This window comes from Rhizobium sp. WW_1 (assembly GCF_003610155.1).
Taxonomy (GTDB): domain Bacteria; phylum Pseudomonadota; class Alphaproteobacteria; order Rhizobiales; family Rhizobiaceae; genus Rhizobium; species Rhizobium tropici_A.
In genome coordinates this window covers 774,115-797,344 of sequence record NZ_RAIN01000001.1, presented here as the reverse complement: position 1 = coordinate 797,344, position 23,230 = coordinate 774,115, and the positions used below count along the sequence as shown (strand labels likewise).

At 61.4% G+C, this 23,230-nt stretch carries 19 protein-coding genes; 13 read left to right on the top strand and 6 right to left on the bottom strand.

The annotated features are described in order from the left end of the window. Nucleotides 1-49: 49 nt before the first annotated feature. The 3 genes from BJ928_RS03740 to groES all read right to left on the bottom strand — a co-directional run bounded on the left by BJ928_RS03740 (nucleotide 50) and on the right by groES (nucleotide 3,091). Nucleotides 50-496: a hypothetical protein gene (locus BJ928_RS03740; RefSeq protein ID WP_245432222.1), complete on the bottom strand. Its 447-nt coding sequence runs from the start codon at nucleotides 494-496 to the stop codon at nucleotides 50-52. Between the two features lie 583 nt (nucleotides 497-1,079). Further along, nucleotides 1,080-2,720, bottom strand: coding sequence for a chaperonin GroEL (gene groL, locus BJ928_RS03735; protein WP_047627899.1), 1,641 nt, complete (start codon nucleotides 2,718-2,720; stop codon nucleotides 1,080-1,082). Nucleotides 2,721-2,794: 74 nt separating this feature from the next. Continuing rightward, the gene (groES, locus tag BJ928_RS03730; protein WP_004109735.1) at nucleotides 2,795-3,091 is read right to left on the bottom strand and encodes a co-chaperone GroES; all 297 of its coding nucleotides are present in this window, start codon (nucleotides 3,089-3,091) and stop codon (nucleotides 2,795-2,797) included. A gap of 425 nt (nucleotides 3,092-3,516) precedes the next feature. Between groES and BJ928_RS03725 the strand changes: the two genes are divergently transcribed. The 8 genes from BJ928_RS03725 to BJ928_RS03690 all read left to right on the top strand — a co-directional run bounded on the left by BJ928_RS03725 (nucleotide 3,517) and on the right by BJ928_RS03690 (nucleotide 13,532). Further along, complete coding sequence (locus tag BJ928_RS03725) at nucleotides 3,517-4,365, top strand: TIGR01459 family HAD-type hydrolase (RefSeq protein ID WP_047627895.1); 849 nt, start codon at nucleotides 3,517-3,519, stop codon at nucleotides 4,363-4,365. Between the two features lie 15 nt (nucleotides 4,366-4,380). Next, nucleotides 4,381-5,364: a bifunctional riboflavin kinase/FAD synthetase gene (locus BJ928_RS03720; protein ID WP_047627894.1), complete on the top strand. Its 984-nt coding sequence runs from the start codon at nucleotides 4,381-4,383 to the stop codon at nucleotides 5,362-5,364. A gap of 211 nt (nucleotides 5,365-5,575) precedes the next feature. Next, nucleotides 5,576-6,952: a cache domain-containing protein gene (locus tag BJ928_RS03715; RefSeq protein ID WP_047627892.1), complete on the top strand. Its 1,377-nt coding sequence runs from the start codon at nucleotides 5,576-5,578 to the stop codon at nucleotides 6,950-6,952. After that, nucleotides 6,949-7,590: a response regulator transcription factor gene (locus BJ928_RS03710; protein ID WP_047627890.1), complete on the top strand. Its 642-nt coding sequence runs from the start codon at nucleotides 6,949-6,951 to the stop codon at nucleotides 7,588-7,590. The genes BJ928_RS03715 and BJ928_RS03710 overlap by 4 nt, the downstream gene beginning before the upstream one ends. Nucleotides 7,591-7,923: 333 nt before the next feature. Then, on the top strand, nucleotides 7,924-8,121 hold the full coding sequence (locus BJ928_RS03705; RefSeq protein WP_047627888.1) for a DUF3311 domain-containing protein: 198 nt from the start codon (nucleotides 7,924-7,926) through the stop codon (nucleotides 8,119-8,121). Beyond that, a complete protein-coding gene (locus BJ928_RS03700; RefSeq protein WP_047627886.1) occupies nucleotides 8,111-9,586 on the top strand; it encodes a sodium:solute symporter family protein in 1,476 nt (491 codons plus the stop codon). The genes BJ928_RS03705 and BJ928_RS03700 overlap by 11 nt, the downstream gene beginning before the upstream one ends. A 299-nt stretch (nucleotides 9,587-9,885) precedes the next feature. Then, nucleotides 9,886-12,768 (top strand): isoleucine--tRNA ligase, encoded by a 2,883-nt coding sequence (ileS, locus tag BJ928_RS03695; RefSeq protein WP_047627885.1) that lies wholly within the window; start codon nucleotides 9,886-9,888, stop codon nucleotides 12,766-12,768. Nucleotides 12,769-12,902: 134 nt separating this feature from the next. Next, nucleotides 12,903-13,532, top strand: a complete 630-nt coding sequence (locus BJ928_RS03690) for a lipoprotein (protein ID WP_047627883.1) — start codon at nucleotides 12,903-12,905, stop codon at nucleotides 13,530-13,532. Nucleotides 13,533-13,569: 37 nt separating this feature from the next. Here the strand turns inward: BJ928_RS03690 and BJ928_RS03685 are convergent, their stop codons facing one another. Further along, on the bottom strand, nucleotides 13,570-14,028 hold the full coding sequence (locus BJ928_RS03685; RefSeq protein WP_047627881.1) for a nucleoside deaminase: 459 nt from the start codon (nucleotides 14,026-14,028) through the stop codon (nucleotides 13,570-13,572). A gap of 72 nt (nucleotides 14,029-14,100) precedes the next feature. Between BJ928_RS03685 and BJ928_RS03680 the strand changes: the two genes are divergently transcribed. Genes BJ928_RS03680 through BJ928_RS03670 form a run of 3 tightly spaced genes read left to right on the top strand, consistent with a single transcriptional unit; the run spans nucleotide 14,101 to nucleotide 17,625 of the window. Beyond that, a complete protein-coding gene (locus tag BJ928_RS03680) occupies nucleotides 14,101-16,167 on the top strand; it encodes a pseudouridine synthase (RefSeq protein WP_120296421.1) in 2,067 nt (688 codons plus the stop codon). Nucleotides 16,168-16,173: 6 nt separating this feature from the next. Further along, the gene (rsmD, locus tag BJ928_RS03675; RefSeq protein WP_047627879.1) at nucleotides 16,174-16,740 is read left to right on the top strand and encodes a 16S rRNA (guanine(966)-N(2))-methyltransferase RsmD; all 567 of its coding nucleotides are present in this window, start codon (nucleotides 16,174-16,176) and stop codon (nucleotides 16,738-16,740) included. Nucleotides 16,741-16,758: 18 nt separating this feature from the next. Further along, nucleotides 16,759-17,625 (top strand): patatin-like phospholipase family protein, encoded by an 867-nt coding sequence (locus BJ928_RS03670; protein ID WP_047627877.1) that lies wholly within the window; start codon nucleotides 16,759-16,761, stop codon nucleotides 17,623-17,625. A gap of 189 nt (nucleotides 17,626-17,814) precedes the next feature. Here the strand turns inward: BJ928_RS03670 and BJ928_RS03665 are convergent, their stop codons facing one another. After that, nucleotides 17,815-18,426 (bottom strand): TetR/AcrR family transcriptional regulator, encoded by a 612-nt coding sequence (locus BJ928_RS03665; RefSeq protein ID WP_047627876.1) that lies wholly within the window; start codon nucleotides 18,424-18,426, stop codon nucleotides 17,815-17,817. Nucleotides 18,427-18,526: 100 nt separating this feature from the next. On the opposite strand from BJ928_RS03665, the gene BJ928_RS03660 reads away from it, so the two are divergent. After that, nucleotides 18,527-19,759: an FAD-dependent monooxygenase gene (locus BJ928_RS03660; RefSeq protein ID WP_047627874.1), complete on the top strand. Its 1,233-nt coding sequence runs from the start codon at nucleotides 18,527-18,529 to the stop codon at nucleotides 19,757-19,759. Between the two features lie 145 nt (nucleotides 19,760-19,904). On the opposite strand, the gene BJ928_RS03655 is transcribed toward BJ928_RS03660, so the two are convergent. Beyond that, nucleotides 19,905-21,725 (bottom strand): monovalent cation:proton antiporter-2 (CPA2) family protein, encoded by a 1,821-nt coding sequence (locus BJ928_RS03655; RefSeq protein ID WP_047627872.1) that lies wholly within the window; start codon nucleotides 21,723-21,725, stop codon nucleotides 19,905-19,907. Nucleotides 21,726-21,875: 150 nt separating this feature from the next. Between BJ928_RS03655 and BJ928_RS03650 the strand changes: the two genes are divergently transcribed. Continuing rightward, nucleotides 21,876-23,228 carry a TldD/PmbA family protein gene (locus BJ928_RS03650; protein WP_047627870.1) on the top strand — a complete coding sequence of 451 codons (1,353 nt, stop codon included), beginning with the start codon at nucleotides 21,876-21,878 and terminating at the stop codon, nucleotides 23,226-23,228. Nucleotides 23,229-23,230 lie beyond the last annotated feature (2 nt).

Sequence of the window (23,230 nt, the reverse complement as noted above, 5' to 3'; positions counted from 1 at the left end):
GGGCTCACGGTCCGTCGTGTTCATGTGCCCGGTCACAGCTAGCAGTCGTTTACTGCCGGGTGGCGAGTTGGCTGCCCGGCTCCAGCTTGAAGCGCGGAAACAGGAAGACGCCCACCATGCTGCCGGCATGGTGCTTGTCCGCGGCAACGGATTCGCCGACGCAGAAGACCGGCTGGCGATGGCCGCCGGCGCCAAACGTTGTCGAGGAATAGCAGAAGGAGGAGTTGGCGGTCGCGGCCTGCTCGAAAAGGTCGAGGATACGCACGCGATCGTGCAGGTCGTAGCAGTGCATCAGGCTCAACAATCCGCATTCCGAGGAGGTCAGCCCGTGCAGCATCGTACTCCATTGACCGAGCTTGATGATGCCGCTTGAAAGATCGCCCGTCCATCCCTCGGAAACGCAGAATTGCGCCAGGAGATCGGGGTCGTGACCGTCGAACTCCAGCGAGCCGGGTGCAAATGGTGCCGAAAAATTGGCCTTGGCAATCTTGAACAAGATGATCCCCACATGAGCGCATGGTCCCCCCGCGCGCTTCACTTCAATTCCTTATCTCTCCGGATGGAAGGTCTCCCTGCATCTCGCGTCGCCGCACACAGGCAGAGATGTATCTCCGCCGATCCGCTGTCGACAATGCTCTTAGGGACGGCGCTCCAGTCTATGAAGTCATTTCAAGTAATAAATCCGGACAGCACCAGCGCCCAAGGTCATGATCATGCCAAGCCGCAGGTTAATCCTGTCCAAAAGAAGTAAAGATTACGTGTATTGCAGCTAACTCTCCAAAATCGCTGCGCTGCGAGTTATAGGGGCTTTTTTGAAAACAGCAATGGGCAAGTTGCAAAATTCGCAACACGATGAAGTCTTGCCAGAGTTGCGTTCGTATCACTTCGGGACAATTAAAAAGGGCGACCCGAGGGCCGCCCTTCGTCAATTCCGGATGTCGGATTGAGCAATCGTAATAAGGCTAAGGCCCTATCACATCATGTCCATGCCGCCACTTCAGGCCGCTTGGCGGCCTGAAGCACTAAAAGTGCATGGGCGAAGCTTTATGTACATTGCTGTGATCAGGCCGTTGGCCTTATCACATCATGTCCATGCCGCCCATGCCGCCCATGCCGCCCGGCATGCCACCAGGGGCATCCTTCTTCGGCAGTTCGGCAATCATGGCTTCGGTGGTGATCAGCAGCGAGGCAACCGAAGCTGCGTCCTGCAGAGCCGTGCGAACAACCTTGACCGGGTCGACAATGCCCATGGCGATCATGTCGCCGTAGACGCCCGTCTGAGCGTTGTAGCCGAAGTTGTCTTCGTTCTTGTCGAGGATCTTGCCGACAACGATGGAGGCTTCGTCACCAGCGTTTTCAGCGATCTGGCGGCAAGGAGCCTGCAGAGCGCGGCGAACGATGTTGATGCCGGCTTCCTGGTCGTCGTTTTCACCCTTGGCCGAGATCTTCGTGGAAGAACGCAGCAAAGCGGTACCGCCGCCCGGTACGATGCCTTCCTGAACGGCAGCGCGCGTCGCGTTCAGAGCGTCGTCGATGCGGTCCTTCTTTTCCTTGACTTCGATTTCCGTCGAGCCGCCGACGCGGATAACGGCAACACCGCCAGCGAGCTTAGCAAGGCGTTCCTGCAGCTTTTCGCGGTCGTAGTCAGAGGTGGTTTCTTCGATCTGGGCCTTGATCTGGGCAACGCGGCCTTCGATGTCGGACTTGGCGCCAGCGCCGTCGACGATCGTGGTGTTTTCCTTGGAGATCGAAACCTTCTTCGAACGGCCGAGCATGTCGAGGGTGACGGACTCGAGCTTGATGCCGAGGTCTTCGGAGATGACAGTGCCGCCCGTCAGGATGGCGATGTCTTCCAGCATGGCCTTGCGGCGATCGCCGAAGCCAGGAGCCTTGACGGCAGCGATCTTGAGGCCGCCACGCAGCTTGTTGACGACGAGCGTAGCAAGAGCTTCGCCTTCGACGTCTTCAGCGATGATGAGGAGCGGCTTGCCGGTCTGAACGACGGCTTCGAGAACCGGGAGCATGGCCTGCAGGTTCGAGAGCTTCTTCTCGTGTAGGAGGATGAACGCGTCTTCGAGGTCGGCGATCATCTTTTCCGGGTTGGTCACGAAGTAGGGGCTGAGGTAGCCGCGGTCGAACTGCATGCCTTCGACGACTTCGAGTTCGGTTTCGGCGGTCTTGGCTTCTTCAACCGTGATGACGCCTTCGTTGCCTACCTTCTGCATGGCTTCAGCAATATCGAGACCGATCTGCTTTTCGCCGTTTGCCGAGATCGTGCCGACCTGGGCAACTTCTTCCGACGTGTTGATCTTCTTGGCCTTGGCCTGGAGATCCTTGACGACTTCTGCAACAGCGAGGTCGATACCGCGCTTCAGGTCCATCGGGTTCATGCCGGCTGCAACTGCCTTGGCGCCTTCGCGAACGATGGCCTGGGCGAGAACGGTTGCGGTCGTCGTGCCGTCGCCGGCGATGTCGTTGGTCTTCGAAGCAACTTCGCGGACCATCTGGGCGCCCATGTTTTCGAACTTGTCTTCGAGTTCGATTTCCTTGGCGACGGTGACGCCGTCCTTGGTGATGCGCGGAGCGCCGAAGGACTTGTCGATAACGACGTTACGACCCTTCGGGCCGAGCGTGACCTTCACTGCGTCAGCGAGGATGTCGACGCCACGAAGCATCTTTTCGCGGGCGCTGCGGCCGAATTTTACTTCTTTAGCTGCCATGTTTGAAACTCCTGAATTCGCGTTTTCCGGGCTTTAAGGCCCGTCAGCTGTATCGGAAAAGGGAACCGGCTGAATTAGCCGATGATGCCCATGATGTCGGCTTCCTTCATGATCAGAAGGTCTTCGCCGTTGAGCTTGACTTCGGTGCCCGACCACTTGCCGAACAGAACGCGATCGCCAACCTTGACGTCGAGTGCTACGACCTTGCCGGACTCGTCACGAGCGCCGGAACCGACGGCGACGATTTCGCCTTCCTGCGGCTTTTCCTTGGCGGTATCGGGAATGATGATGCCACCCTTGGTCTTTTCTTCCGACTCGACGCGACGAACGACGACACGGTCATGAAGGGGGCGGAAATTGGTGCTTGCCATTGTCTAATCCCTCGATCAAATGACATTCACGGATCAGCGGGGGATCCGTATGGACTTTGTTAGCACTCATCCACTGCGAGTGCTAGCGACGGTGATTTAGGGGTGGCTTCCGGACGAGTCAAGAACAGCACTGTGAATTTTTTGCGGCGCGCTACGGCTTGTTTTGAGGATGATTAATGCCCATAGCGGCGTTGCGTGGCATGTGGTTGCGAAAACTCCCTCATTTTGATTGCGCGCGGAAGCGCGCGCCAATGCCATTGCCCAGTCATCGTCCCGGTGCTTCCGTCACCGCATTCCGCCGCTTGTCGGCGTTGACAACGTCTTTTCTCCAGGCCTTGTGCGGCGCAAAAACCTTGTGCGCCGCTCTTGTAATTTGTCGGCCGGTTTGCAATGTCAGCCGTTGATTTATTCAGCGTGAGGATGGCATGGGCAAACGGATCGAGAGCTTTCGCGACATCGGCGGACTGTATGATGTGGCGCTTTGCGACGTCTGGGGCGTGCTTCATAACGGCGTCACCGCCTACGGAGAGTCCTCGGTTGCCCTTGAAGCGGCCCGCGCCGAAGGCCTGGCGGTCGTCCTCATCACCAACTCTCCACGTGTCGCTCCGCGTGTTGTCGAGCAGTTGCGGGCGATCGGTGTTCCCGACAGTGCCTATGACCGGATCGTCACGTCGGGCGATGTCACCCGCAAGCTGATCGCCGAGGGACCGAAGAAGGTGTTCCTGCTCGGGCCGGAGCGCGATATCGGCATCCTCGAAGGGCTCGACGTTCAGCGCGTCGAGGCCGGCGAAGCTGAAAGCATCGTCTGCACCGGCTTCTTCGATGACGAAACCGAAACGCCCGAAGACTATACGAATATGCTGATGGCGTGGTCTGCCCGCGACGTGCCACTCATTTGCGCCAATCCGGATCTCGTGGTCGAGCGCGGCCACCGCATGATCCCCTGCGCCGGTGCCATGGCAGCCTATTACGAGCGGCTCGGTGGCCAGACGCGCATCGCCGGCAAGCCGCACCAGCCGATCTACGATGCGGCAATCGCCGCAGCCCGCGAGGTGAAGAACGAGTTTCCGTTGTCGCGCGTGTTGGCGATCGGCGATGGTATGCCGACCGACGTGCGCGGTGCGCTCGATTATGGTCTCGATCTTCTTTATATCAGCCATGGCATCCACGCTCGCGAATATGTCGTCGACGGGCATACGGACGAGGCCGCTCTCGGCGCCTTCCTGGCGCGGGAACAGGCTTCGCCGAAGTGGTGGATGCCGCGCCTTGCCTGAGGAGAGTGGCGGACGATGACCGTTTTCCATCGCAACGAAACCCGTGAACCGCTTCCCGATGCCCTAAAAGGCGGCGTGGTCGCCATCGGCAATTTCGATGGCGTGCATCGCGGCCACCAGTCTGTGCTGACGCGTGCGTTGGAGATCGCCAGGGAGCGCGGCATTCCCGCGCTATTGCTGACGTTCGAGCCGCATCCGCGCACCGTCTTCAAGCCCGACCAGCCAGTCTTCCGCCTGACGCCGGCACCGCTGAGGGCGCGCCTCCTGGAAGCGCTCGGCTTCAACGCCGTCATCGAATACCCGTTTGATCGCGCCTTTTCGCAGCGTTCGGCGGATGAATTCGTCCATTCGATCCTGATCGACTGGCTACACGCTTCCGAAGTCGTCACCGGTTTCGATTTCCATTTCGGCCACGACCGCCAGGGCGGCCCGGCATTCCTGATGAATGCCGGCAGCCATAACGGCTTCGGCGTCACGCTGATCGATGCCTTCCGCGACGAGAATACCGAGGTTATTTCGTCGAGCCGCATCCGCGCGCTCCTGGCGGACGGCGAGGTGGCGCAGGCAGCCGGCCTTCTTGGATATCGCTATACTGTCGAGGCGCCGATCATCGGCGGCGAGAAGCTCGGCCGCACGCTCGGCTTCCCCACGGCCAACATGCAGCTTCCGCCCGAGATATCACTGAAGGCCGGCATCTATGCCGTGCGCTTCCGCGCGGCCGATGGCGTCATTCGCGATGCCGTCGCCAGCTACGGACGTCGCCCTACGGTCACGGACAATGGTGCGCCGCTGCTCGAGACCTTCGTTTTCGATTTCAGCGGCGATCTCTACGGCCAGATCTGTTCGGTGTCCTTCTTCGGCTATCTCCGTCCGGAGTTGAAGTTCGATGGTCTGGACCCGCTGGTCGCGCAGATCCGCAAGGATGAGGATGAAGCGCGCGCGCTGCTCGCCGGCGTCCAGCCGCTTGGCGATCTCGATCGCATCATCGCCTTCGACTGATATCCCCAAGGGTTGGGTAGCTAAGGTTTTTGGTGCTACAGCATGTTTTGCCCCCAGCCCGCCGTCCCGTAGGATAATCCGGTGATGTCAGGCCAATTCGGTGACGCGACCGGCTGATAATCGTGTGGCTTGATCCAGGCTGCCGACAAGCTGTTGAATTCATGTCCGACAAGGGTCATTGTTCCCCGCCGGTTCTGGGGAGGGGCAATCGTTGACATTACGCCATCAGATTATCGCGCTTGCGCTCGTGCCTCTCGTTGTTTCGATCCTGGCAATTACCGCCTTCATCACTTGGCAATCCGCCAACCTCACCAAGAGCAATATCGAGACTTTCGAACAGAACATGCTGAAGGCGAAGGAAACGGAAATCGTCAACCTTACCGACCTCGCCGTGTCGGCCATCCAGGCGACTTATCGGGACGCAGCACCCGACGACCAAGCCGCGAAGGACAAGGTCGCAGCGATCCTGACGTCGCTTGACTACGGCCCGGACGGCTACTTTTTTGTCTACGACTATGATGGGAACAACATCGTTCATCCGCGCGAGGGATTTCGCAACGGGCGCAATTGGCTCGATTTGACCGATCCGGACGGTGACAGGGTCATAGCGGAACTCATCAAGACGGCAAAAGGCGGCGGCGGGCTGCACCAGTACAAATGGGAGAAGCCTTCCACCGGTCGCGTTGCAGATAAGCTTTCCTTTGTGGTCGGCCTTGATAAATGGCACTGGGTCGTCGGAACCGGTGTTTATCTGGACGACATTTTCACCCAGACCGCCGTAGCCAACGCCGCCATGCGGGCAAATATAAAAAGAACCTTCATTGTCGTCACCCTGATCGCTGTTCCCGCCGTTCTGGTCGTTTTCACCACCTGCATGTTCCTGACGTTCCGCGAGCGACGCATGGCCGATAGCCGGCTTAAGGAGCTGACTCAAAGAGTGATCGATACGCAGGAGGAGGAGCGCGCGCGTCTCGCCCGCGAATTGCACGACGGCGTGTCGCAGAATCTCCTCGGCGTCCGCTACGTCATGGATCTCGCCAACCGCAAGGTACGAAACCATGTCGATGATGCTGCCACGACGATCGAGAAGGGTGTTGATGCGCTCAACAGCGCGATCAAGGACATCAGGCGACTGTCGCACGATCTTCGCCCCCGCGTGCTCGATGACCTCGGCTTGACTGCGGCGCTGACCGCCCTCGCGAACAATTTCGCCGAACGCACCGGCATCACAACCGAGATCGAAGCGATCGGCTTTACCACCATGCTGAGAGCAGAAGCCAATACCGCGCTTTATCGCGTCGCGCAGGAGGCCTTGAATAACGTCGAACGTCATTCCGGCGCGACGGCTCTTACCATCAGGCTCTGGAGCGAGCGGGGGCGTGCGCGCTTGAAAATCGCGGACAATGGTATTGGTTTTGACGGTACTGGAGACGGCAAGGGCGGGCTCGGGCTCAGGAACATGCAGGAACGGATGGCGCATTTCCGCGGCCTGCTTCTGGTTCAAAGCACGGCCGATGGCACGACACTGATTGCGATGCTGCCAAAATCGGCCAATGCTTCGCCAAGAGCAAAGGTGGATGCTGCATGAAAAGCGACAGGATCAGCGTTCTGCTGATCGACAATCATCCTGTGGTGCTGGATGGACTGAAAGCCGTGCTGGAGACCTTCGATCACATAGAGGTGGTCGGTACGGCAAACCTTGCACAGGTCGGCTTGGAGGTCGGTCGACAGACGCTGCCGCAAGTGACCTTGATGGATATCAACATGCCCAAGCTGAGCGGCATCGACGCGATCGAGCTTTTTCGCCGGGAGCTTCCGGAGACGCGGATCGTGATGCTGTCCATGCATGACAGTAGGGAATACATCTCCTCGTCGATCATGCGCGGTGCGGTCGGCTATATCCTCAAGGACGTTTCGACCGACGAAGTCGTCTGCGCCATCGAGACCGTTGCGGCCGGCGGAACTTATTTCTCGTCAGGCGTTCGCGACATATTGGTGGCGAGCTCGATGCCAAAAGAGGCTGACCCTCTGACGCCACGCGAGCGTCGTATTCTGGGCTTGATAGTGACAGGCAAGAGCAATCGCGAGATTGCCGACGAACTTCAGATTACGCCTGCAACGGCTGAAACGCACCGCAAGAATTTGAAGAAGAAGCTTGCTATCACGACGACTGCCGGACTGATCCGCTACGCTCTTGACCACGGCATCGCAACCGCAGCGGGCTAGCGCAGTTCCAGGAAAAGTGCGAAGCGGTTTTCCGTTCGGAATGCTTAGCGAAACAAAATGCTCTAACGCCGCCTACCCACTTCTGGGTAGGCTCGATGATTTCGCATCAGCTAATATCTTGTTCGGGCGTCAGACTCGCCGTAGGACTTTATGAGCGGCTGCCCGCAGGCGGGCCGTTGGGAGGAATTCACATTCGTCGGTCTGGCTCTGCACAGGCAAAACTCATCGGCTCCGGCCCTTGGGTGCACACTGCAATCGCAGGCTGATTCACGTCCTTCCACTCTGACAACTGCAACAAGGTGGCGCGCAGACACCGCGTGAGAGGTATCGGATATGGACAAACGCTTTGGGACGGCGGCCTGCTGGCTGCTTGTCATTCCCTACATAGGCTTGCTTTGGGTTCCCTTCTACAACAGCCACGATCCGGTGCTGTTGGGTTTCCCTTTCTTCTACTGGTATCAGCTGGCCTGGGTGCCGATCACAGCCATCCTGACATGGATCGCCTACCGGAGCATGCGCCATGATGACTGATATCGATCCGACCGCGCTCTCCGTCTTCATCTTCTTTCTGGCGCTCGTGACCGTCATGGGTTTTGTCGCGGCGCGCTGGCGCAGGCCGAAGACCCTTGCTCATATCGACGAATGGGGCCTCGGTGGCCGCACCTTCGGCACCTGGATCACCTGGTTCCTCGTCGGCGGCGACTTTTACACCGCCTATACTGTCATCGCCGTCCCGGCGCTGGTCTACACCGTCGGCGCCTATGGCTTCTTCGCGCTGCCCTATACGATCGTCGTCTATCCCTTCGTCTTCATGGTCATGCCGCTTCTCTGGAGGCGGGCGAAGGATCATGGCTACGTCACGGCGGGTGATATCGTCCACGGTCAATATGGCTCGCGGGCGCTGGAGCTGGCGGTCGCTCTGACAGGCGTCATCGCGACGATGCCCTACATCGCTCTGCAGCTGGTCGGCATGACGGCGGTGTTCAAGGCGCTCGGGCTTCATGGCGAACTGCCGCTCGCAGTCGCTTTCATCATCCTGGCGCTCTACACCTATTCGGCTGGCCTTCGCGCTCCGGCGCTGATCGCCTTCGTCAAGGACATCATGATCTATATCGTGGTGATTGCAGCGATTGCGCTCATTCCGGCAAAGCTTGGCGGCTACGCCAACGTCTTTGCGGCAGCCGATGCGGATTTCAAAGCCAAGGGGGCGGGCAGTCTCCTGCTTGGCGGCAACCAGTACGTCGCCTATGCGACCTTGGCACTGGGTTCGGCACTCGCAGCCTTCATGTATCCGCATACGCTGACCGGCATCTTCGCGTCCAACAGTGGCAATACCATCCGCAAGAATGCGGTGCTGTTGCCGGCCTATACGCTGCTGCTCGGCCTGCTCGCTCTGCTCGGCTACATGGGTCACGCGGCAAACCTGAAGCTGGATAGCGCCAATGATGTGGTGCCGGCTTTGTTTCAGACCCTGTTCTCGAGCTGGTTTGCGGGCTTCGCCTTCGCGGCCATCGCCATCGGCGCGCTCGTTCCCGCGGCCGTGATGAGCATTGGCGCTGCCAACCTCTTCACCCGCAACTTCTGGAAGGCCTATGTCGATCCGCAGGTTTCCGATGCCGGCGAGGCGAAGGTGGCCAAGATGACCTCGCTGGTCGTCAAGGTCGGCGCGCTGCTGGTCATCATTTTCCTGCCGACGCAATTCGCGCTTGATCTCCAGCTTCTGGGCGGCATCTGGATCCTGCAGACGCTGCCGGCTCTGGTTTTCGGCCTCTACACCAAATGGTTCCGCGCGCCGGCTCTGCTTGCCGGTTGGGCGGTCGGCTTCTTCGGCGGCACCTATCTCGTTTGGGATGCCGGCTGGAAGCCACTGCATGCGGTCGCGCTCGGAGACGTGAACTTCACTGTCTACACAGGGCTGCTGGCGCTCGCTGCAAACATCGTCGTGTCGGTGATCCTCAACGCGGTGATGCCGGCGCGTGCGACGGCACGCGCCTGATCTGAGCAAAGTCCTATTGGCCGCGGGCGGAAACGTCCGCGGCCCTTCTCTGCGCTGCCGGGATTGTTGCCTCTTCCTTTTCTCGGAAAAAGCGCCTATGAACCGGCAACCATGACCCAATTTCGGCTGAGCCACTCGATACGAATTATTGGCCCGGCCTTCCGCGCGCTGTAAGCTGCCGGAAGGTCCGGGTTTTTGGCGTCTCGCTCAAGAGACGCTTTCCGCCGCCGAAAAATCCCCGTATGGCTGCGCCAGTTCAGGCGCAAGACGCCCGAGACACCGAGGCAATTGTCAGAACTATGACCGATACCGCTGAAAAGATGGATTACTCCAAGACCCTTTACTTGCCGGAAACAGATTTTCCGATGCGCGCCGGACTGCCGCAGAAAGAGCCGGAGCTGGTGAAGCGCTGGGAGGAGATGGACCTCTACAGACAACTGCGTGCTTCCGCCGCCGGCCGCGAGAAGTTCGTTCTGCATGATGGTCCTCCTTACGCTAACGGCCACATCCATATCGGCCACGCGCTGAACAAGATCCTCAAGGATGTCATCACCCGCTCATTCCAGATGCGTGGCTATGACAGCAACTACGTTCCCGGCTGGGATTGCCACGGCCTGCCGATCGAATGGAAGATCGAGGAAAAGTACCGCGAGAAGGGCAAGAACAAGGACGAGGTTCCGGTGAACGAGTTTCGCCAGGAATGCCGCGACTTTGCCGCCGGCTGGATCAAGATCCAGTCCGAGGAGTTCAAGCGCCTCGGCATCACGGGCGATTTCGACAATCCCTATCTGACGATGAACTTCCATGCGGAATCCCGCATCGCCGGCGAGCTTCTGAAGATCGCCCGCACGGGGCAGCTTTACCGTGGCTCCAAGCCGGTCATGTGGTCGGTGGTTGAGCGTACTGCTCTGGCTGAAGCCGAAGTCGAATATGCCGATGTCGAGAGCGACATGATCTGGGTGAAGTTCCCGGTGGCTGAGGGTGCTACGCATCTTGCCGGCGCCTTCGTGGTCATCTGGACGACCACGCCCTGGACGATCCCCGGTAACCGCGCGATCGCCTATTCCTCGCGCGTGTCTTACGGTCTCTATGAAGTCACGGAAGCCGCCAATGATTTCGGCCCGCGTCCGGGCGAGAAGCTGGTCTTTGCCGACAAGCTGGCGGAAGAATCCTTCGCCAAGGCAAAGCTGCAGTACAAGCGCCTCGGCGATGTGACCGCGGCTGATCTGGCGGATCTCACCTGTGCCCATCCGCTGGCCTCGCTCGGCTATGATTACAAGGTGCCGCTGCTCGACGGCGATCACGTCACCGACGATGCCGGTACGGGCTTCGTGCATACCGCACCCAGCCACGGCCGCGAGGACTTTGACGCCTGGATGGCGCATGCCCGCGACCTCGAAAAGCGCGGCATCTCGTCGGCCATCCCGTTCCCGGTCGATGATGCCGGCTTCTACACCGCCGATGCCCCTGGCTTCGAAGGTGGGCGCGTCATGGACGACAACGGCAAGAAGGGCAACGCGAACGATCTCGTCATCAAGGCGCTGATCGAGACGAACACGCTCTTTGCGCGCGGCAGGCTGAAGCATTCCTACCCGCACTCCTGGCGCTCGAAGAAGCCGGTCATCTTCCGCAACACGCCGCAATGGTTCGTCTATATGGACAAGGACTTCGCGGATGGCTCGACGCTGCGTTCGCGCGCGCTGAAGGCGATCGACGACACACGCTTCGTGCCGGCTGCCGGTCAGAATCGCCTGCGCGCCATGATCGAACAGCGCCCGGATTGGGTCCTGTCGCGCCAGCGCGCCTGGGGCGTGCCGATCGCTATCTTCGTCGACGAGCAGGGCAACATCCTGCAGGACGACCGCGTGAACGCCCGCATCCTCGATGCTTTCGAAGAGGAAGGCGCCGATGCCTGGTTCGCGGAAGGCGCTCGTGAACGCTTCCTCGGTGAGAAGGCCAACGAGCCCTGGACGCAGGTGATGGACATCCTCGACGTCTGGTTCGATTCCGGTTCGACGCATACCTTCACGCTGGAAGACCGTCCGGATCTCAAGTGGCCGGCGGACGTCTATCTCGAAGGCTCTGACCAGCATCGCGGCTGGTTCCATTCGTCGCTGCTCGAAAGTGCCGCGACCCGTGGCCGCGCGCCTTACGACACGGTCGTCACGCACGGCTTCACCATGGACGAGCAGGGGCGCAAGCAGTCGAAGTCGCTCGGCAACGTCGTTGCCCCGCAGGACGTGATGAAGGACGCCGGCGCCGATATCCTGCGCCTCTGGGTCATGACCACGGACTATTGGGAAGACCAGCGTCTGGGCAAGGCCATCATCCAGACCAATGTCGACGCCTATCGCAAGCTGCGCAACACCATCCGCTGGATGCTGGGCACGCTGGCGCATGACAAGGGCGAAGTCATCGCCTATGCCGACATGCCGGAGCTGGAGCGGCTGATGCTGCATCGTCTCGCCGAACTCGACGAGCTGGTGCGCGAAAGCTACAACGCCTTCGACTTCAAGCGCATCGCCCGTGCCCTGATCGACTTCGCCAATGTCGAGCTGTCGGCCTTCTACTTCGACGTCCGCAAGGATGCACTCTACTGCGATGCGCCGTCGAGCCTGCGCCGCCGCGCCTCGCTCGCCGTCATCCGCACGATCTTCGACTGCATGGTGACGTGGCTGGCGCCGATGCTGCCCTTCACCACTGAGGAGGCGTGGCTGTCGCGCAATCCGTCGGCGGTCTCGGTTCACCTCGAGCAGTTCGTCACTGTTCCCGCCGAATGGAAGAACGAGGCGCTGGCCGAGAAGTGGAAGAAGATCCGCTCGGTGCGCAGCGTCGTTACCGGCGCGCTCGAAATCGAGCGCAAGGACAAGCGCATCGGCTCCTCGCTGGAGGCCGCTCCGGTCGTCTACATCGCCGATCCGGAGCTGCTGAGGGTGCTGGAAGGGCAGGATTTCTCTGAAATCTGCATCACTTCTGGCATCACCATCGAGGGCGGTGAAGGCCCGGCGGATGCCTTCCGTTTGGACGACGCAGCCAAGGTCAGCGTCGTGCCCAAGCTCGCAGAAGGCCGCAAGTGCGCCCGTTCCTGGCGCATCACAACGGATGTCGGCTCCGATCCGGAATACCCCGATGTCTCGGCGCGTGACGCCGTGGCGCTGCGCGAACTTGCGGCTGTCAACTGAAGAAAATTGCCGGGTGAATTGCCTTTGCGGCGTTCATCCGGTAAAAGCTGCCTGAAATTGGCCCGATTTTTACGGCAGTTGCCGTCAGATGGGGTCCTGTTACGTTTATTCCGGCATGGCTGGGAAGGGTTTTCATGAGAGCGATGCATAAGGTTCGTGTCGGCGTCAGCTTGGCGGCACTTGTGGTTGGCTGCGGTGCCATGTCCGGCTGCCTGAGCAGCCCGACTTATGGCACCGACAAGACGGCCGGCGTGCAGCTCTTGGACGATCTCGGCGATATCGCCTCCGTTTCGGCCGCAACGCCGAAGGACAAGGGCGTGAAGTATCCGAACCGCCCCGGTTTGGTCGTTGGCGGCGACAAGGACACCCTGACCCAGCCGCAGCAGTCGCTCGCAAACAAGGACAACCCGGCCTGGCTTGAATCGCCGGAAGATGCCCGCAAGCGCCTTGCTGCAGAAGCCGACCAGAAGAAGAACGACGTCAATTATCGCTCGCCGCTCGCTCAGGCCGACAGCTCCAGGAACCATATGACTGAAGCGCAGCAGACGGCCGCTTATCGCGCCGCGCGTCAGGATCAGTCCGGCAGCTATGTCGATCAGCGCCGTTATCTCATCGATCCGCCGCAGCAATATCGTCAGGTTGCCGACCAGGCGGCCTTGAACGATCTGGGCACGCCGGAGTCGAAGAAGGAAAAGAAGCGCAAGAAGGATGCCGAGGCTGCGCAGCAGTCCAATAACAGCAGCTGGTGGAAGCCCTTCCAATAAGAAGTTTTCAAAGCGGCGGCGTCAAAACCGCCGCTTTTCAGTCTTCGGAGCGTTTCGCTTGAAAGAAGCCTCTGAGGATGTTGGCGGATGCGGTCTCGCCGAGACCGGAATAGACTTCCGGCGCGTGATGGCAGGTCGGCTGGCGGTAGAAGCGCACGCCATTGTCGACGCCGCCCCCTTTCGGGTCTTCGGCGCCATAATAGAGACGGCGGATGCGCGCGAACGAAATGGCCGCGGCGCACATGGTGCAGGGTTCCAGCGTAACGTAGAGATCGGCGCCTGCAAGACGCTCCTGGCCAAGCTCCTCGCAGGCCAGGCGGATGGCGACGACTTCGGCGTGGGCGGTGACGTCGTTGAGCTCTCGGGTGCGGTTGCCGGCCATGGCGATAACCTTGTTGTCGAGCACGACGACGGCGCCGATCGGCACTTCGCCACGCTCTCCGGCGCGGCGCGCTTCGGCCAAAGCAAGCTCCATGAATTGATTTGTAGCCGCCATTCAAGTTTTTCCACTTAACCGCAAGGGCGTGACCTGATAGGAACACGCGTTAAAAATTCAGGCAAACAACAAATGACGATGAATGACAAGCCCAAGCGGCCTGGGTCTAAACCCTTTGCTGGCGACAAGAAGACGACAAAACGCGATGGCGCGAAGCCTGCCAAGGTCGCAGCCGTGAAGGCTGCGGACGCGACAGCGGTCGAGGACGGAAAGGCCGAGCGCATTTCCAAGGTGATGGCACGCGCCGGCGTGGCCTCGCGCCGCGACATCGAGCGGATGATTCTGGACGGCCGCGTCAAGCTGAACGGCGTGTTGCTCGACACACCCGTGGTCAACGTGACCCTGACCGACAAGATCGAGGTCGACGACGTGCCGATCCGCGGCATCGAGCGCACGCGCCTATGGCTCTATCACAAGCCGGCTGGCCTCGTGACTACCAATGCCGACCCCGAGGGCCGTCCGACCGTTTTCGACAATCTGCCGGAAGAGCTGCCGCGTGTCATGTCGATCGGCCGCCTCGATATCAACACCGAAGGCTTGTTGCTGCTCACCAATGACGGTGGTCTGGCCCGCGTGCTGGAATTGCCGACGACCGGCTGGCTGCGCCGCTATCGCGTCCGCGCTCATGGCGAGATCGATCAGGAAGCGCTGGACAAGCTGAAGGAAGGCATTGCCGTCGACGGCGTGCTCTACGGCTCGATCGATGCGACGCTCGACCGCACCCAAGGGTCCAACGTCTGGATCACCATGGGCCTGCGCGAAGGCAAGAACCGCGAAATCAAGAACGTGCTCGGCGCGCTCGGCCTCGAGGTCAACCGCCTGATCCGTATCTCCTACGGTCCGTTCCAGCTCGGCGAGCTGCCGGAAGGCCACGTACTTGAAGTGCGCGGCCGCACGCTGCGCGATCAGCTCGGCCCGCGTCTGGTCGAAGATGCCAAGGCGAATTTCGATGCGCCGCTCTATAATGCTCCGGCAGTTGCCGAACCTGAAGAGACGGATGCGAAGCCGGTTCGGACGGCCAAGGAGGAACGCCCGCGCCGCGAGCGCCCTGAGGACAAGCGCGAGCGTGCCTTGAGCCGGCTCGACACCAAACGCGACGCCAAGCGCGATGATCGCCGCGAAGGCGGCCACAAGGACGAGGACAAGGCAAAGCGCCAGCCGCTCGGCCCGCGCCGCAGCGCCAATGTCTGGATGGCACCCGGTGCCCGCCCGCTCGGCGAAAAGGCGGCCGCAAAGGCTGCGAAGAATGCAAAGACCGCCTCTCGGCGCGGCGAGCCAGAACGTCCGCAGCGCAGCGGCTTTGACCGTCCGGACGAAGGTCCCCGCGTTCGCATCAATCGCGTCGACGAAGGCGATGGCGAATGGATTCGTTCCAGCGAGGAAGCGCCGCGCCGGTCGCGTGGCGATGATGACGGCTTTGATCGCAAGCGCTCCGAGCGCCCACGCGGCGATCGCCCGCAAGGTGATCGTCCTTCGCGTGGGGATCGTCCCTTTGGCGACAAGCCTCGCGGTGAACGCTCGTATGGTGACAAACCCCGTGGCGAGCGGACGTTTAGTGATCGTCCACGCGGTGAACGCGGCTCGCGGCCGGAGGGCGGCGACCGTCCTCGCGCGAAATCGTTCCAGGGTGAGGCTCGCTCTGAGCGTCCTCGTGGCGACCGCCCCTATGGTGATCGCCCGGCGCGTGGCGACCGTCCTTTCGGCGACAGGCCTCGCGGTGATCGTCCGTATGGCGACAAGCCTCGGGGCGACAGGTCGTTCAGCGACCGTCCCCGCGATGACCGCCGGCCCCGTTCAGAGGGTGATGAGCGCCCGCGCGCAAGGTCTTTCGATGGCGAGCAGCGCTCCGAACGTCCCCGCGGCGATCGCCCTCAAGGTGATCGTCCGCCCCGTGGAGATCGGCCCTTTGGCGAGCGCCCTCAAGGCGAACGTTCCTTCGGCGATCGCCCGGCCGGCAAGCCTTTCGGCAAGAAGCCGGGCGGCGGCAAATCCTTTGGCGGCAAGCCGAGTGGGAAGCCCGGTGGCTCGCGCGGCTTCGGCGGCAAGCCGGGTGGCGCAGGTCGCCCCTCGGGCGGCCCACGCGGCGGCTCCGGTCGTGGTGGCCCCGGCAGGGGCGGCCCCAAGGGCGGCAGGGGTTAGCGCGCGGTGAGGATCGTCGGCGGTGAGTTTCGCGGTCGCTCGCTTGCAACGCCGAAGTCGAACGACATTCGTCCGACGGCGGATCGCACGCGCGAAAGCCTGTTCAACATCCTGAGCCACGCCTATCCGGAGGCTGTCGATGGCACCCGGATGATAGATGTGTTTGCCGGCACGGGTGCCGTCGGGCTGGAGGCCGCCTCCCGCGGCTGCCGTCACGTGCTCTTCGTCGAAAGCAGCGTCGAGGGCAGGGGGCTCCTCTGGGAAAACATCGATGCGCTCGGCCTGCACGGCCGCACGCGCATGCTGCGGCGTGACGCGACGGATCTCGGCAGCGTCGGCAATCTCGAGCCTTTCGATTTTCTCTTCGCCGACCCGCCCTATGGCAAAGGACTCGGCGAGAAGGCGTTTGCGGCGGCTGCCGCCGGCGGCTGGCTGGTGCCGGGCGCTCTGGCGATCCTCGAGGAGCGCGCAGACGTGACAGTTGCCGCGCCATCGGATTTCCTGTTTCTGGAGGAACGAACCTTCGGCGACAGCAAGATGCATTTCTTCCGTTACCAGCCGCTGGCGGCCTGACGGGGGAAGGAGAAGGATATGGGCGACTATGCTGATTTCGTCGGCAGCGACTATCCGCTTGCCGCTTCCGGCACGCCGAGCGTTGCGGTCGCCTTCGGCTGCGGCGGCGCGCGCGGGCTTGCCCATATTCATATCATCGAGGCGCTGGACGAACTCGGGATTCGCCCGATTGCAATAGCCGGCTCCTCCATCGGTTCCATCATGGGCGCGGCCATGGCCGGCGGCATGAGCGGCGCGGAAATCCGGGATTACACGCTGGCAACTGTGGGTAATCGCCCTGCCGTTCTCAACAAGATCTGGAGCTTGCGGCCGGTCAGCATGCGCAGCATCCGCTTCGGCCAGTTCAATCTCGAGCGCATCCTACGCACCTTCCTGCCATCAGCCATTCCGGAAAGCTTTTCCGAGCTGCACATTCCGCTGAAGGTGGTCACGACCGATTACTACGATCAGGCCGAGGTCGTCATCGAGAAGGGGGAACTCTTCCCGGTCCTTGCGGCCTCCGCTGCCATTCCCGCCGTGTTCATGCCGGTCAAACTCGGTGATCGCGTGATGATCGACGGCGGTATCATGAATCCGGTTCCCTACGAACATCTGGCCGGCCTTGCCGATATCATCATCGGCATAGACGTTGTCGGCGGCCCAGAGGGCAGCGGCCGGCAGATTCCGAACCGCATCGAGAGCCTGTTCGGCGCCGGTCAGCTGACGATGCAGTCCAATATTGCGCTGAAGCTGCGGCTGCAGGCGCCGCAGATCTTCCTCAGGCCATCCGTCGGCCGTACCGGCGTGCTCGATTTCCTGAAGGCACGCGACATCCTTGCCATGTCAGCCGGCATCAAGGACGAACTGAAATTCGCCCTCGACCGTGTGATGACGGCGAAAAGCTAGAGTTTCGGTTCAAGCGAAGCCGCCGAATGGCGTCTCATGTGTTTTCACGCAATTCCAGACGCGAACACCGCTTCGAGGTTTCGATAGAATTATCCTGGTGTGCCGCTCGTTCGAATGCGGGATGCGGCCATCTCGCCATGAGCGAGCCGATCTGGAATGAAATCGGACGAAGGTCGTCGCGTCGATCGTTTAGGAAGATGTTCCCTCATCGGTAGCGTTGATCAGCGGCAGGAAGATCTCATCGACAATTTCCCTGATGGCTGCATCCGACAAGGGCTGGAAAGTCATCAGAATCTCGTGACGCGCAAGATCCGTTGGCAGCGCCACGATCCGCGGGGTGAGGCGGGACGCGATGACTTCGCCGCGATCGATCGCCCGTGTCAGGATGGTTTGCATGACGTCGGAATCGACAATCTCTGCCCTGAGATGCGCCCTGACCTCCGCCAGGTTTGTCTGCTTCTCCATCAGATCCTTCTGCATGTCGAAAATCAGTCTGATCATGTCGGGCCGGGCGCGATTGGATAGCTCGCGAAGCAGAAGGCAAGTCTCGTCGCGGATATTGCCGAGATCGGGCACGACGATCGGATTCTGCACTAGATGCCGTCCCAAGGCAGCCGTTGCGAGCGCGGTGCGGCTCGGCCAGCGTCGATAGAGCACCGGCCTGCTGGTGCCGGCACGCTTGGCGACACCCTCCAGCGTGAGGCCGGGATAGCCCTGTTCGACCAATTCGGCCCATGCGGCATCCAGGATGGCGTCTTCCAGCCGAGCGCCCCGCCGCCGTCCAGTTTTCTCAGCCTTCATTCATCTCTATCCTCATTTAAGATGCAACCTGCATCCTATTGTGTGCTCATTTCTGGTGCCATAAGATGCGTATAGTATCTTAATGCATTGGAGAAGTCGCATGTCCGACGTGAAAGGCGCAAAATCCCGCTCGGTCCTGATCTCTGGGGCGAGCGTTGCCGGGCCGGCATTGGCCTATTGGCTCGATCGCTACGGCTTCGATGTGACGGTGGTGGAGCGGGCGCCGACCATTCGCAGCGGTGGCTATCCCATAGACTTGCGGGGCACCGCGATCGACGTTGTCGAGCGCATGGGTGTGCTCCCTGAACTCCGGTCGGCTCATATCGACACCCGACGGCTGCGGTTCATAGATGCTGATGGAAACGCGATCGCCACCATCATGCCGGAGGACCTGACCGGCGGCGCGACCCGCCGCCACGTCGAGTTGCCACGTGGCGAGCTGACGTCGGTTCTCTACCAGCTCACCCGCGACAGGCGGGTCCGTTACCTGTTCAATGATTCCATCGAGGCGTTGCAGGACGATGGCGTCGGAGTGGAGGTTCGCTTCAGAAGCGGATCGGAACAGAGGTTCGATATCGTGATCGGCGCGGACGGGATGCATTCCAACACACGCGCCTTGGCATTCGGGCCGGAGGGGCCCTTCAGCCGTTATCTTGGCTTTTGCTTCAACCTCTTCTCGCTGCCGAACGATGCTGGCTTTTCACACGAAGCCGTCATCTACGCCGAACCGGGCCGCACGGCGGGCGTGTACGCGGTTGGCGACAGCCCCACGCTCCTGGCTTTCCTGAATTTCGCGACTGACGAGCCGCCATTCCATTCGAACACGGATGTCGATAGGCAGCGGCAGCGAACGGCAGAAATGTTTCGCCATTGCGGCGGAATATCCGGCCGTTTGGTCGAAGCCATGCAGCGGGCGGATGACCTGTTCTTCGACACGGTCAGTCAGATCCACATGCCACGCTGGTCGTCCGGCCGCGTGGCGCTGATCGGCGACGCCGCGCATGCGCCGTCATTTCTGTCGGGACAGGGCACGAGTCTTGCCCTGGTCGGCGCCTATGTCCTCGCCGGTGAGCTCGCAACGCACACAGATCCTGTCGATGCTTTTGCTGCCTATGAACGGATAGCGCGGCCGTTCATGGAAGCAAACCAGGCGCTCGCCCTTAGGGAAGGCGGGAGCCTGCTCATGCCGCGCACGCAGGAGGAACTTGACGCGCGCAACGCCGCGCTCGCCGCGATGATGGCGTCAGGGAAGGCAGTGGCGCATGCGGAGCACTCCAGCGCAGCACATAATGCGCTTAATCTGCCGAACTATGGGCACTTAGTCCGGGAATAAGCCGGTCTGTCGCCGAATGCCATGATACAATCGATGCAAGCTCGCCGGACACAAGCCCGTTGAACGTCAAGAGCTCGGCGAGAGATTTTGCGAGAGCCGCAGGGCGACTTTTGTTCGGGAGCCTGCGCAAACCGAGCACTTAAGCTTAAGCCCGCTCCGGCTCCTCCTGCGGCAAGGCCACGAGATCGTCGGCGTCGCTGTAGGTTTCGGCTGCACGCTTCGGCTTGACCAGCGGCTCCGGCTTGACGGGGCGGGAATAGAGCATGTCGGTGCCGGCCTGCAGGCCCTCGCTCACCTGCAACACCAGCCGTTGCTCGTCGCGCTTGCGGATATCCTCGCCGATCTCATAGGCCTCCGCTTCGCTGACACCAAGCGCCTCCAGAGTGCGGCGGCCGAACAGCAGACCGGATTCCAGCGTCTCGCGCAGCTCGTAGTCCACGCCCTTGTGGCGCAGCTCGATCGAATGAACGCGGTCGTAGGAGCGCACGAAGATGCGCGCATGCGGGTAATCTGTCTGCACGAGCTCGACGATCTTGTCGGTCACATCTCGCAGATGCGTGCTGACGACGACGATCTTGGCGCGGTCGATGCCGGCGGAGCGCAGCACGTCCTTGCGGGTCCCGTCGCCGAAATAGATGCGGAATCCGAAGCTCGATGCCTGGCGGATGCGGTCGGCCGAGAAATCGATGACGGTTACGTCGCGACCGCTCGCAAGCAGGATCTGTGCCGCGATCTGGCCGAAACGGGAAAAGCCGATCATCAGCACGTCGGAACCGGCGCCCTCGAAATCCTCGTCCAGCTCTTCCTGCGTGTCGCCCTTCATCAGGCGCTTGGCGAGTGCGGAGCTCAGCGGCGTCAGCGCCATCGACAGGGTTACGATGGCGATCAGCATCGATGCCGTGTTGGCGGAAAACAACCCGCCGCTGGCGCTGGCCGCGCTGAACAGCACGAAGCCGAATTCACCGCCCTGCGGCAGCAGCCCGGCGATGCGCACGGCGTCATTGTGCGGCGAGCCCGCCACGCGGCAGAGCGCATAGATCACGACCGCCTTGATGAGCATCATCACAGGGACGGCGAGCACGATCATCACCCAATTATCGAGGATCACCTCCAGCTTCAGCGACAGACCGACGGCGATGAAGAAAATGGCAAGCAGCACGCCGCGGAAGGGCTCGATATCCGCCTCCAGCTCATGACGGTAGGAGGATTCCGCCAGCATCACGCCGGAGAGAAAGGCGCCCATGGCCATCGAGAGGCCGGCAAGCTGCATCAGCGTCGCCGATCCCATGACGACGAAAAGGGCGGCGGCAATCATCGCCTCGCGGGCGCCGGTGCGCGCAATCACCTGGAAAAGCGGCGTCAGAAGATAGCGACCGGCGATGATCATTGCCGCCACCGCGCCGACGGCGATCGCAAGGCTCGGCAGCGGATTGGCGGTTTGCTGCGCGCCGTCGAGAACGGTGATCAGCGCCAGCAACGGCACGATGGCGAGATCCTGCAGCAACAGCACCGAGAAGGAGCGCTGGCCGTATTTCGTATTGACGTCGCCCTGCTGCTCGAGGATCTGCATGGCAAACGCGGTTGAGGAAAGCGCCAGGCCGAAGCCGATGATGATGCTGCCCTTCCAGCCGGCAATGCCGCCGAGATAGGATGCGACCATCAGCGCCAGCCCGCTCAAGACCACCTGTGCCGTGCCGAGACCGAAAATATCGCGCCGCATCTGCCAGAGACGTGACGGCTTCAACTCCAGGCCGATGATGAACAACAGAAAGACGACGCCGAGTTCGGCGACGGACAGCACAGACTCGCTGTCGCCGATGCTGTGGAGGATCGGGCCGATCACCACGCCGGCCGCCAGATAGCCGAGCACTGTGCCGAGCCCCAGTTTCTTGAAGATCGGCGCCGTGACAACGGCGCCTCCGAGCAGCAGCAGGGTTTCGGTGAAGAGCGTATTGGGGGCGGACATCGTCTGTTTCTTTCCGTGGGGCAGGCGGTGTTGCGACGCGCGGCCATCATAAACAACCAGGCGTGAAGGGATTAGAACAAGAATCGGCTTTGCCGCCCTTGATGCTTTATGTAGTGCACAATAAATGGAACGCGAAGGAAAGGCCAAGTCATGACCTCAGAAATCGATTCCGCCACTCTGCTTTCCCGTGCCAGCCAGTTGATCGACCTCGCCCGGAAAGCCGGTGCGGATGCGGCCGATGCCGTCGTGGTGCGGTCGCGCGCCCATTCCGTCAGCGTGCGCCTCGGCAAGGTCGAGGGCACCGAATCCTCCGAGAGCGACGACTTCTCGCTCAGGGTCTTCGTCGGCAATCGCGTTGCCAGCGTTTCCGCCAATCCCGGTTTCGACCTCAGCGCGCTTGCCGAGCGCGCCGTGGCTATGGCCAAGGTTTCGCCTGAAGATCCCTTCGTCTGCCTTGCCGATCAGGCGGATCTTGCCAAGAGCTATCCCGATCTCGAATTGTTCGACCCCACCGAGGTTTCCACGGAGCAGCTTCGCGAAGCGGCGCTTGCGACCGAAGCCGCTGCGCTTGCCGTTCCCGGCGTCACCAATTCCTCAGGCGCCGGTGCTTCCGCAGGCATGGGTGGCCTCGTGCTCGTCACCTCGCATGGCTTTGCCGGTCATTACATGGGGTCGCGCTTCGGGCGCTCCGTCAGCGTGATCGCCGGTGAAGGTACCGGCATGGAACGCGACTATGATTTCGACAGCCGTCTCTATTTCGCCGATCTCGACGCTGCCGAGGAGATCGGCCGCCGCGCTGGCGAGCGTGTCATCAAGCGTATCAATCCGCGCCAGGTTCCGACGGACAAGAATGTTACCGTCGTTTTCGACCCGCGTGTTGCGCGCGGTTTCGTCGGCCATATTGCCGGCGCTATCAACGGTGCCTCTGTCGCCCGCAAGACCAGCTTCCTGCGCGACAAGATGGGTCAGCAGGTGTTGAAGGCAGGTCTGTCGATAACGGACGATCCGCTGATCGTGCGCGGCCCTTCCTCGCGTCCTTTCGACGGCGAGGGTGTATCCGGCAAGCGGCTTGTCATGATTGAAGACGGTGTGCTGAAGTCCTGGTTCCTCTCCACGGCGACGGCGCGGGAAATCGGCGGCGGTCTGAAGACCAACGGCCGGGGCGTGCGCGGCGGCACGGCGGTATCGCCGGCATCCACAAATCTCGCACTGGAGCCGGGCGATGTCTCGCCGGAGGAGCTGATCCGCAGTGTCGGAACGGGCTTCTATGTGACCGAACTGATCGGCCAGGGCGTCAACATGATAACAGGTGAATACAGCCGCGGCGCGACAGGCTTCTGGATCGAGAACGGTGAATTGACCTTCCCGGTGTCGGAGGTGACCATTGCCTCCAACCTGAAGGACATGTTCATGCGCGTCACTCCGGCCAACGATATCGACCGCGATTTCGGCATAGCCGCTCCGACGCTCGCGATCGAAGGCATGACGCTGGCTGGCCGCTGAGA

Bases quoted from the DNA above. Each gene is read 5' to 3' on its own strand.
- BJ928_RS03720 (WP_047627894.1), top strand. From the start codon at position 4,381: ATGACCGTTTTCCATCGCAACGAAACCCGTGAACCGCTTCCCGATGCC.
- groES (WP_004109735.1), bottom strand. From the start codon at position 3,091: ATGGCAAGCACCAATTTCCGCCCCCTTCATGACCGTGTCGTCGTTCGT.
- BJ928_RS03685 (WP_047627881.1), bottom strand. From the start codon at position 14,028: ATGGCGGCTACAAATCAATTCATGGAGCTTGCTTTGGCCGAAGCGCGC.
- BJ928_RS03700 (WP_047627886.1), top strand. From the start codon at position 8,111: ATGATGACTGATATCGATCCGACCGCGCTCTCCGTCTTCATCTTCTTT.
- BJ928_RS03655 (WP_047627872.1), bottom strand. From the start codon at position 21,725: ATGTCCGCCCCCAATACGCTCTTCACCGAAACCCTGCTGCTGCTCGGA.
- BJ928_RS03665 (WP_047627876.1), bottom strand. From the start codon at position 18,426: ATGAAGGCTGAGAAAACTGGACGGCGGCGGGGCGCTCGGCTGGAAGAC.
- BJ928_RS03690 (WP_047627883.1), top strand. From the start codon at position 12,903: ATGAGAGCGATGCATAAGGTTCGTGTCGGCGTCAGCTTGGCGGCACTT.
- BJ928_RS03650 (WP_047627870.1), top strand. From the start codon at position 21,876: ATGACCTCAGAAATCGATTCCGCCACTCTGCTTTCCCGTGCCAGCCAG.
- BJ928_RS03725 (WP_047627895.1), top strand. From the start codon at position 3,517: ATGGGCAAACGGATCGAGAGCTTTCGCGACATCGGCGGACTGTATGAT.
- BJ928_RS03710 (WP_047627890.1), top strand. From the start codon at position 6,949: ATGAAAAGCGACAGGATCAGCGTTCTGCTGATCGACAATCATCCTGTG.
- BJ928_RS03660 (WP_047627874.1), top strand. From the start codon at position 18,527: ATGTCCGACGTGAAAGGCGCAAAATCCCGCTCGGTCCTGATCTCTGGG.
- ileS (WP_047627885.1), top strand. From the start codon at position 9,886: ATGACCGATACCGCTGAAAAGATGGATTACTCCAAGACCCTTTACTTG.
- BJ928_RS03705 (WP_047627888.1), top strand. From the start codon at position 7,924: ATGGACAAACGCTTTGGGACGGCGGCCTGCTGGCTGCTTGTCATTCCC.
- BJ928_RS03680 (WP_120296421.1), top strand. From the start codon at position 14,101: ATGACGATGAATGACAAGCCCAAGCGGCCTGGGTCTAAACCCTTTGCT.
- groL (WP_047627899.1), bottom strand. From the start codon at position 2,720: ATGGCAGCTAAAGAAGTAAAATTCGGCCGCAGCGCCCGCGAAAAGATG.
- BJ928_RS03670 (WP_047627877.1), top strand. From the start codon at position 16,759: ATGGGCGACTATGCTGATTTCGTCGGCAGCGACTATCCGCTTGCCGCT.